This is a genomic window from Leptospira haakeii (genome assembly GCF_002812045.1).
GTDB lineage: Bacteria > Spirochaetota > Leptospiria > Leptospirales > Leptospiraceae > Leptospira_B > Leptospira_B haakeii.
The window spans coordinates 185,604-195,130 of the sequence record NZ_NPEG01000007.1; the positions used below are offsets into that span (position 1 = coordinate 185,604).

Annotated in this window: 8 protein-coding genes; 6 read left to right on the top strand and 2 right to left on the bottom strand. The window is 39.0% G+C overall.

All coding sequences use genetic code 11. The features are described from left to right. Positions 1-41 precede the first annotated feature (41 nt). From CH377_RS12935 to CH377_RS12945, 3 genes are all read left to right on the top strand, one after another. On the top strand, positions 42-1,013 hold the full coding sequence (locus tag CH377_RS12935) for a YheT family hydrolase (RefSeq protein ID WP_100724198.1): 972 nt from the start codon (positions 42-44) through the stop codon (positions 1,011-1,013). Between the two features lie 113 nt (positions 1,014-1,126). Further along, entirely contained in the window at positions 1,127-2,338 is a 1,212-nt protein-coding gene (locus tag CH377_RS12940) for an acetyl-CoA C-acetyltransferase (RefSeq protein ID WP_100724199.1), read from the top strand. Between the two features lie 357 nt (positions 2,339-2,695). After that, complete coding sequence (locus tag CH377_RS12945; RefSeq protein WP_100724200.1) at positions 2,696-3,970, top strand: sensor histidine kinase; 1,275 nt, start codon at positions 2,696-2,698, stop codon at positions 3,968-3,970. 12 nt (positions 3,971-3,982) lie between these two features. On the opposite strand, the gene CH377_RS12950 is transcribed toward CH377_RS12945, so the two are convergent. After that, positions 3,983-5,191: a sensor histidine kinase gene (locus tag CH377_RS12950; RefSeq protein WP_100724201.1), complete on the bottom strand. Its 1,209-nt coding sequence runs from the start codon at positions 5,189-5,191 to the stop codon at positions 3,983-3,985. A 59-nt stretch (positions 5,192-5,250) separates the two neighbouring features. After that, complete coding sequence (locus tag CH377_RS12955) at positions 5,251-5,784, bottom strand: chemotaxis protein CheD (RefSeq protein ID WP_243402049.1); 534 nt, start codon at positions 5,782-5,784, stop codon at positions 5,251-5,253. 699 nt (positions 5,785-6,483) lie between these two features. Here CH377_RS12955 and CH377_RS12960 point away from each other — a divergent pair. The 3 genes from CH377_RS12960 to CH377_RS12970 form a co-directional block, all read left to right on the top strand. Then, a complete protein-coding gene (locus tag CH377_RS12960; protein WP_100724203.1) occupies positions 6,484-7,014 on the top strand; it encodes a chemotaxis protein CheW in 531 nt (176 codons plus the stop codon). 43 nt (positions 7,015-7,057) lie between these two features. Further along, entirely contained in the window at positions 7,058-8,674 is a 1,617-nt protein-coding gene (locus CH377_RS19970) for a HAMP domain-containing methyl-accepting chemotaxis protein (RefSeq protein WP_100724204.1), read from the top strand. A gap of 2 nt (positions 8,675-8,676) precedes the next feature. After that, positions 8,677-9,527, top strand: an 851-nt coding sequence (locus CH377_RS12970) for an Hpt domain-containing protein (RefSeq protein WP_208859767.1), incomplete at its 3' end; no start/stop codon positions are given.

Genomic DNA, 9,527 nt, shown 5'->3' on the forward strand with positions numbered 1-9,527 from the left:
GAATGCTTGTCTAACAAAACCTGATCCTGAAAATTGTCGGCATGGAGACCCTTCGTCCCTTCAAACCTCCCATTCATCTCAGACATCCTTTTGTTCAAACAGTTTTAGCTTCTTTAATGAGGCAGAATACTCCCGATCATCCTATGGATAAAGCAGCTTCTCCAGTTGTAATAGATGCGGGCAAAGGTGTTCGATTATTAGGCCATTATTCCAAATCACCACAAAACAAGGCCTTGCTTGTGCTTATACACGGTTGGGAAGGAAGTATGGATTCAAATTATATCCAAAGGACTTCCAGAAGATTTTATGATAAGGGAATTTCTATCTTCCGACTGAACCTAAGAGATCATGGAAATACTCATCATCTGAATCCGGAACCATTTAACGGAAGTTTAATACGAGAGACCTACGAAGCTGTTCGCAAAGTTGCCAAAGAATTCGGAAATAAACTCCCCGTATACCTAGGCGGGTTCTCGATGGGCGGGAACTTTACGATCAGAGTGGCGAGAGAACATTCTAGAAATAAACAGAGTATCCCGAATTTAAAACATTGTATCGCTGTTAGTCCTCCACTTCACCCAAAGTCCGCCACCGAAATGATGGACTCTAAACTGATCATAGGAAAATACTTTTTAGATAAATGGAGACAATCCTTAGCTAAGAAGAATGTACATTTTCCTGATCTACATCCCTATCCGAATATCATGAAAGGAAAAACGGTCATGCAAATGACTGATAGGATTGTAGCATCTTCATCCGAGTTCAAAGACACTGATGATTATTTTAATTCTTATACATTGGGACCAAAGGATTTCGAAAAATTAAAAGTAGATCTGACTATAGTTACATCAGCAGACGACCCAATCATACGTCCCGACGAATTTAATGAGATCCCTAAAAATTCCAAGCTTAGGATATTTATCCAAAAGTATGGAGGCCATAATGGATTTTATGAAAATTTAAAAGGAGACTGCTGGTATTTCAGAGTCTTTGATAAAGTTATATTCGGATAAGAAGAAGTAGCTTGCTTTTCCCCCCTTTCTTCTAAACTCAAGCCGGAAGCATATTTCGTTTTTGAACATAAGTTCAAGAATAACCGAACGGCTTTCGTTATAGGAGAAATACTATGTCCAACGCATACGTTATCGATGCGGTTCGCACCCCAAGAGGAAAAGGTAAAAAAAGAGGAACACTTGCATCCGTTCACCCACAAGAACTTTCCGCCTCTACTCTATTAGCAATCCAAGAAAGAAACGGATTAAAACCAGAAGTTGTAGAAGAAGTTGTATTAGGTTGTGTTTCCCAAGTGGACGACCAAGCTGCATGTATCGCGCGTTATGCGGTCATGGCTGCGCAATGGCCAAATTCGGTTCCTGGATACACTGTAAACCGTTTCTGCGGATCCGGATTACAAGCAGTGAATAATATCGCAAACCATGTTCAGTCGGGAGCTATGGCGGTAGGATTGGGCGGTGGAGTAGAATCCATGAGCCGCGTAAAAATGGGAGCAGATCTAGGAGACAGGGATTTTAATATAGGAAATCCTAATATACAAAAACATTATAATCTCGTCCCTCAAGGGATTTCTGCTGACTTAATCGCAACCAAATATAATATCACCAGAGAAGAAGCGGACAAATTCGCAGAGTCTTCTCAATTGAAAGCAGACAAGGCAATCAAAGAAGGTGCGTTCAAAAAATCGATTATTCCAGTAAAATTAGAAGATGGAACAGTAGTGGATACTGATGAAAATCCTCGTATCGAATCCGATTACGCATTCCTTTCAGGTTTAGGTGCCGTTTTCAAAACAGTTGGAGAAAGAGAACTAGATGCGATCGCGTTAAGATCCTACCCTGATGTAGGAAAGATCAATCATATCCACACACTCGGAAACTCTTCCGGGATCGTGGACGGTGCAGCTTCCGTTCTGATCGCAAACGACGAAGGGATCAAAAAATACGGATTAAAACCAAGGGCGAAAATACTCTCTACAGTAGCTACCGGAGAAGACCCGACCATCATGTTGACTGGACCTGTTTCTGCTTCTAAAAAAGCGCTCCAAATGGCAGGGCTAAAAGTAGAAGATATCGATCTTTGGGAGATCAATGAGGCATTCGCATCAGTCGTTCTTTACACTCAAAAAACCTTAGGAATTCCTTTGGAAAAGATCAACGTGAACGGAGGAGCAATCGCTTTAGGGCATCCACTGGGAGCAACAGGTGCTATCCTTCTCGGAACCGCATTGGACGAATTAGAAAGAAGGAATAAACGTTACGCACTCATTACTCTCTGCATAGGCGGAGGAATGGGTATTGCAACCGTGATCGAAAGAATTTAATTCCTAATTTACCGAATTTTAAGGACGCCGTTTTCCCTCCGGAAAGCGGCGTTTTTTATTTTTATACACCCTCTCTAATTTTTCAACTAACACCTCAGCTAACACGTTTTGTTTAGTCGAAAATCGTAATATACTCCAAAAGTGTTATGATATCAGGATTTTGTGATGAAATAATTTGCAATCTCCGATACACATAATTTAGAAAAACATTTTTTTCATTTCTGGTATCTTAGTATACAAAAGTCATAAAATTAAATATTTCAATTTTCTGCGTTATTCTAGAGTTATGGCTCATTAAAAATATATTACATAGATATTTTCCGAATATTCGGGAATGCTTTTGGATGGAGCGCGTCTATGACGAACGCTGGAATAGAAAAAAAGGATGTTCGGAAATCAGAAAGCCGGACTAAAAAAAATATTTTGTTAGTTGGGACCGATTCTGAAAGAACGGAACTGATTACCAAAATTTCTGAAGAAGTTGGTCTTACGGTTTTTTATTTTCCTATATTGGAAGATCTAAAAATCGACAGGGACTTTGGGATCGTTTATTCCGAATTAGATATCTCTCAATTCGAAATATTGGCACGAAAGTTTTCTGCGGGCAAAAGGTCCCCTTCTTTTATCTTAGGTTTGGATAACCCAGATACTAAAACTATAGTAAAAGCAGTACGTTTAGGTGCCTTAGACTGTATCAATGTTAACGAAACTTCTCCCAAAGAGATCAAGGAGACCCTCAGGCATATTAAGGAAAACTGGGAGTTGGATCTTCTGCAAGATAATCTAGAAACGGAAAGATTTAATAAAATCCAAGGAGACTTGGATTGGAATTCATTTCGTAAGGATCTGATCCGAAAAGATCTACAGACAAAAAGCGCCTATCTGATCTCTAATATTAGAACTTCCTTAAGCCAGGGTTCCGGTTTTGGAGCATTGGTATCTGCGATCGGACTTATACGAAAAAAAGCCAAGCAGAATGGCTCTTATTACGAGGTCCCAGCTACTTTGATAGATCTGCTGGTATCTAATGCAGAAACTGCAAATAGGATTATAGAAATTTTTAACGAAATGGATTATTTCATCCATAACGCCCAGATCAAAGAAGAATATTCTATTTCACAGATACACAATCTATTCAGGAAAGAAATTCAGAACGTATACGAGCTTGCAAGGTTCAAAAAACTTCATATCAAGATCTGCGAAGACAAATATGTAAGTTCAAGAGCGATTGTGGGTATTCATGAGGAAAGTTTTAAAAAAGCAGTCGAAGAACTACTTCTAAATGCTATCAAATTTTCTGAACCGGAAACAACGATCTATGTATTATTCACTCTGAAAAAAAGAAAACTTTTGATCTCTGTTTTAAATTCCCCCAAAACGGAAGGTGGAACTAAAAAAGGTATCCCGAATGAAGAATCGGAGTTTGTATTCCAACCATTTGCAAGGTTAACCAAATATGTACACGAGGATATTCCTACCTTGGATTACGGATTAGGCCTACCCTTGGTAGAAAAAATAGTCTCGAACCATGAAGGCAAAATTTCCACATTCAATGTAACAAGTTTTTTGGATGAAGTAGAAGAAACTATGGTCTTAATGGAAATGGATCTACCCATTTCTCAAAAAGTTTAGAAGAACGAGTTTCTATTCTATGACTGGAAAACGCATCGTAAGACAGATCCCTTCTTTTCTGGCTTCGTCCAGATTTAAGTTCATTGTCTGTAGATGCACTTTTCCATTCTGCAATTCTACTAACTTCTTAACTACAGGAAGTCCAAGGCCCATTCCGAACTGTTCTTGGTCGAAACGTTCGTCCATAAATTTGACCCCTCTATAAAAAGGTTCGAATACAAGATCCTCATGAAAATCTTGTATATAACCTGCAAATGGAGGATCATTGATCACCTTAAATTGTAGTTCATCTCCGATCCTAAGCACCAGGATCAGAACACTGGATTTATCAGGAGAATACTTTAATGCATTGATCAAAACTTCTTTTGCAATGGTAGAGATCCAAGTTTTCTTGAATCTTAAACGATTAGAGAGAATATGCAAATTATCTGATACTAGGATCTTTTGATCCTTGAGAAGGACAGAAGGCCTGATATCGTCTATAACCTCTCTCAATACATCCACAAATTCTGCGACTGTTCCTATTTCTTCAGGAGTTTCGCTCTCCTCGAAAAGTGCCTGCGCAGAAGATAAAAATTTAGTAAACCTGGAAGCGCTTGCTACCCCGTCTTGCAAAAGATCGAAAAGATTAGAGCGGATTTCCACAAATTCTGCGCCTTCTTTTTTCTTCGCTTTTGAGAGTATCATAGAAAGAACACTCATCAAACTTCCTACGCCTGTTCCTTGCATCAAAGTGATATTAATCTGTTTGATAGCTGAGTCCATCCAAGCAGTGGAAGAATACCTATCCTTGAGAGATTGTTTCCAATCGAAGATCTCCAAGGCTTTTCGATAAATTTCTATTTCAGCCTTCTTCACACTTTCTCCGGTAGGATGAATGGAAATATTCTTAAAATCAGAAGGAAGTTTGGTTTCCATCGGAAGAAATAGAGTTAGTAGATTTCCGTCCGTTGTTCTGGAAGTGACAGTATGATAGGCTAAGTAAATCTCGTCCGTGTTTTTAAGACGTTTTATCATTTCATAATGTTTGACGCTCGGATCTTTTTCCCATAAAGAAGCCTCATGTTCTCTGTCTACAGGATGGATCCAATCATGATAATCAAAAGTTGCATCCAACTCTTTGCCTATCAACTCGGCAAACTTATCATTGGATTCTATAATTTTACCGTTTTCTTCGGTAAGAATAGCAGGTGTTAATAAATTGCGTACGAGGGAATCCAATCGTTTCTCCTGGGCGGCGCTGATACTTATTTCTAAACGTTCTAAGTTTTCGTTCGAAATTAAAAGAAAGTGGTCGGCGTTTTTTTTCGCATATTCTCCCGTAATTTGTCCAAATAAGCCGCTTCGTTTTTCTCGATCATATTTTTCTCTAGATCGATCTGTACACGTTTTACATACACTTCGAAAGTATGAGTGAAAAAACGTAGATTTCTATAATATTGGCCTCCGGTTTCTTCTCCGGAAACAGAAATTTCTTCCGATCTTAAAAAATCTTTCACGAACTCAACGTTTCTTTCGCCGATTGGAACACCTTTAGAGCCTAGTCCTAAAACCTTTCCCCCGCCGATAATCTTTGCCTGCAAACGGCTTCTTGGAATTCCTTTCTTTACGAATTCATTGATCAATAATTCCATGGCGTTGATCCCAAATCTTGCAGAATCATCCATGCCCGCTTTTCCTGGCAAAAGTATATGATTCATCCCGCCGAATCTATTGAAGGGATCGAATAGACATACTGACACGCAGGATCCTAAGAGGGTTTTCATCGCAACTGGAGTTTGGGAAAATAAACATTCTCCTACATTAACAAACACCGACGGAATCTTTTCCTCTTCTTCAATGACTCGATTTGATTCCAAACAATCCGCCCGCGTTATAGTATACTCTAATACGACTTTAAAAATCAACCTAATGTAACAACAGTTCGTTCAGAAGGAAGTGAAATTATATTTTTGCGAAAATTCCAAAAGAAATTTCGGAAAATCTATTTACGTTTTCTTGAAATACTAAATAGAACCTCGGCCTACTTGAACAAGCGATTACCAAAAAGTATGACAAAAGGTATGAAGTAATCCTTTAGCTCTAGTTTTTAAAATGAATTTAGAAATTATTTCTTAATACATTAGAGCCCGTTTCGTTTTTTATATATTAAGTTCGTCTTATGAAAAATTTGGAAGCCTGGAATCAAAAAAGAATAGAAATAATTTAGGAATATTTTTTTATCCATCGAACATCTTGCCGGTCTAGTTCTTACAAAAGATAAAACCGCAAAAGATCGATCGGTTTAAAAAAACGAAATTCGGATCTTTCGACATAGATAAAAAAGAGATCTCTAAACTTCGCAAATAATCCGACATAATTTAAGGTTCCAAGAATCGTTTGAAATAAATTATTTTAGTATGTCTGCTCGCGATCTTTGTGCTAAAATCGACGGGCTATGTTGAATTCAAGACAGAAAAAACAAATTCTATTCGAGTATAGAGACTACTCGAAAAAGAATATCGAGGATAAATATGGCAGAAAACGAAATAGATCTTCTATTGGAAGAAGATGAAGCGGATGATGAAGACGCACTAGAGAATAAATTTTTAGTTTTTTCACTGGCCGACAGAGAATACGGATTAGAGATCAAATATATCATCGAGATCATTGGGATGCAACCCATCACGGAAGTCCCAGATATGCCCGCATTTATCAAAGGAGTAACTAATCTCCGGGGCAAAGTAGTTCCACTAATTGATGTTAGGTTACGATTCCACATGGAATCCATCCCTTATACCGAAAAAACCTGCGTAATTATCTTAAACATAGAAGGAGAAAGTCTTGGACTCATCGTGGACACCGTCCGTGAAGTAGTAAGCATCCCTTCCGAAAACACCGAACCTGCTCCAAAGATGGGAGACGGAGAGGCAAATCGTTTTATCGCTTCCTTTGGGAAAGTAGAAAATTCAGTCAAAATCCTACTCGATGTGCGTAAACTTCTGAGAGACGACGAGTTGGAAGTCCTACATGAAAAACTTCCTGAAACTGGAACTCCGGCCTAAACAACCAAACAAAAGAACTTTATAATAAAGCAAGGATAGAAGAATGAGCGTCAAAGCCAAATTAACCATAGGATTCTCAACCGTAGTCGTTCTGTTGATCTTCGTAGCAGGATTCGCCATATATCGTTTAAATACTTTTAACGCAGTAGTTACCAAAGCAGTCAATGTCTCCGCTAAAAAATCGACTATGCTTTTAGCAATGAGGACCGCAATACTCAAAGTCACTCGAGCGGAAAAAAATACCATCCTTTCCACCGAAGAAGAAGATATGAAAAAGTATATCGGCGAAACGGAAACCAATTTAGCACTCTTACCTCAACTGGAAACAGACGTCTATCCACTTCTCCAAGAAGCAGGCAAAAGAAATATGGATGAATTGAGAATCGTTGAAAAAGATTATAGAGCTACCCTGAAAAAAGTTTTAGATCTCGCATACATCAACAAAAACGTAGAAGCAAGAGAGATCTCTCAAAAACAATTGAGAGCGCACTTGGATAAGATGGAAGGTTTTCTAAACCAGATGATCGATCGCGCTCAAAAAGAATTGGATGATGCAAATAAGAGCACAGATGAGTTATACGCAGAAACCACTTTCTTGATGATCCTTATCCCAATCATTTCTTCTTTGATCGCAATTGCTTCCGCCGTCTGGATCACAGTTTCAGTCAATAAGGCACTAAATACTGCGTTAGAAGTAGTAGGTTCAGTTTCTTCTGCGGCAGCTCAGGTTTCTGCAACTGCATTCTCCTTAAGCCAATCCTCTAACGAACAAGCCGCCAGTTTAGAAGAAACGACCGCAGCAGTAGAAGAGATGTCTTCTACGATAGAGCAAAACTCTCATAATGCAAAAGAGACGAACTCTATGGCGGAATCTTCTGCTAAAGATGCAAGCAAGGGCAGAAAATCCGTATTAGAAACTTTGAATGCCATGAAAAAGATCTCAGGCAAAGTTAATATTATAGAAGAGATTGCTTACCAAACTAATTTGCTAGCGCTAAACGCAGCGATCGAAGCTGCAAGAGCAGGTAAACACGGAAAAGGATTCGCAGTAGTTGCCGATGAGGTAAGAAAACTTGCGGAAAGAAGCCAAATTGCAGCCCAAGAGATCAATGGGCTTTCTAAAGATTCAGTAGAACGTGCGGAAGATGCAGGAAAACTGATCGAAGAGATTGTTCCGAGTATAGAAAATACTGCAAAATTGATCCAAGAAATTTCTGTTTCTTCGGACGAACAAGCAAGAGGTATTACTCAGATCAATACCGCGATGGTTCAATTGGACCAGGCAACTCAAGAAAATGCAGCTGCGTCGGAAGAGTTAGCTTCCACTGCGAAAGAATTGAACGAACAAGCAGAAACTCTTTTGGAAGTGATGGGAACCCTGATTAAGATCAGAGAAGAAGTATTAACTGCTTCTAAAGGAAAATCAAAAAAACAGGATAGAGGAATTTCTCAAACAACTCAACCGATCAAGTCACATTTCCATGCTCCTCATTTCGATCTAAAACATGCGGCTTCTCAATTCGGAAACGCGAAAAAAGATCCTAAAAAAAGTTCTAATGGGAAAAATTTCCTTCCGCTGATAGAAGAAGAATCTGAGGCAACTAGCCAATCCGAACATTCTTCCGGCTCAGAAGAAAACTCCGGCGAAATCAAAGTATAACTATGGATCGAGAACATCTTCTTTCGGAATTCGTTTCGGAAGCCCGAGACCTGATCGACTCTGCAGAAACTTCTCTTCTAACATTAGAAGAGGAGATTGAAACCACAGGCCAAGGAAATCCGGAAACTTTAAACAAGGCCTTCCGTTTTTTTCATACTCTTAAGGGTTCTTCCGGTTTATTAAAACTGGAAACGGTAGTTAAGATCACTCATCTGGGTGAAACGCTCCTAGACATATTAAGAAATCAAGATAAAGTTACCGAGTTCGATTTCAGCGACGATCTGATGGAAACTTTGGATCTTCTCCGCAGGATATTCGATCGAGTGGAAGAAGAAAGGACCGATTCCGGTTTCGAAAATGAAACCGAGGTTATCCGAAATAAACTTAAAGAACAATTGGATCGAATTTCCAAGAATTCTGAAAAAGAAAAAACTACTCCAGAAAACAAATTCGGATTTTTTGAAGAAGCAGCTCCACCTGCTCCAAAAGGATTCGGATTTTTCGAAGAAGAGACTAAACCCGCAATCGTGGAAAAAATTCCGACTCCTTCTTCAGAAGTTAACCCAGTTATTCAAGAAGTCCAATCCGTGGAAAAAAAGAAGGATATTCGTATCACTACGGACAAACTAGATCAACTCATGGATTTCATGGGAGAATTAGTAATAGCAGAGTCTAACGTGATCCATCATCCTGAACTGGAAGGATTAAGGTTAGAAGGTTTTCGATCTGCAGCAAGACATCTGCACAAGATCGTAAGAGATCTGCAAGAAGTCACATTATCCATGAGAATGGTACCTCTATCTTCCACCTTCCAAAAAATGAATCGGTTGGTAAGAGACTTACAAAAACGTTC